This window comes from [Mycobacterium] manitobense, from assembly GCF_025821665.1.
GTDB classification, from domain to species: domain Bacteria; phylum Actinomycetota; class Actinomycetes; order Mycobacteriales; family Mycobacteriaceae; genus Mycobacterium; species Mycobacterium arseniciresistens.
Genome location: NZ_JACKSJ010000194.1, coordinates 1 through 642 on the forward strand (window position 1 = coordinate 1; position 642 = coordinate 642).

At 60.3% G+C, this 642-nt stretch carries 1 protein-coding gene; it reads right to left on the reverse strand.

The annotated features are described in order from the left end of the window. A partial coding sequence (locus tag H7I41_RS22575) for a TIGR00645 family protein (RefSeq protein WP_264014859.1) occupies window positions 1–561 on the reverse strand: 561 nt, incomplete at its 3' end. Between the last annotated feature and the right edge of the window lie 81 nt (window positions 562–642).

Genomic DNA, 642 nt, shown 5'->3' on the forward strand with positions numbered 1-642 from the left:
GAGATCCAGTCCACATAGGCCAGCCGAGATCCAGTCCACATAGGCCAGCCCGATGGCCGACGCGATGAACGCCATATGGATGATGGTCTGCCACTTCAGCGTTTCGGGCTCGAGATTGTCGGCATTGATGAACGACTTGAGCAGGTGGATCGACGAGATGCCGATGATCGACATCGCCAACTTGACCTTCAGCACGTTCGGGTTGACGTGGCTGAGCCATTCCGGCTTGTCCGGGTGGCTGTCCATCCGGATCCGCGATACGAAGGTCTCGTAACCGCCGATGATCACCATGATCAGCAGGTTCGCGATCATCACCACGTCGACGAGGCCGAGCACGATGAGCATCACCGCGGCCTCGTTCAGGTGGTTGAAATCCTTGACGAGATGGATCAGTTCCTTCCAGAACACGATCACGTACACCACCTGGGCGACGATGAGCCCCAGGTACAGCGGAGCCTGCAGCCAGCGGCTGATGAAGATCGCCGAGCCGATGAAGCCGGTGAAGGGGCCGCGGCGTTGTTTTCGCGGTGGGGCCGCGGCGTTGTTTTCGGTTGTGGTCATCTTCCGCGTCTCAGCTGCACACCGCGCCGACAGCGGCCGACCCCACCAGCTTGGTGTACTTGGCCAGCACACCGGTCTTGT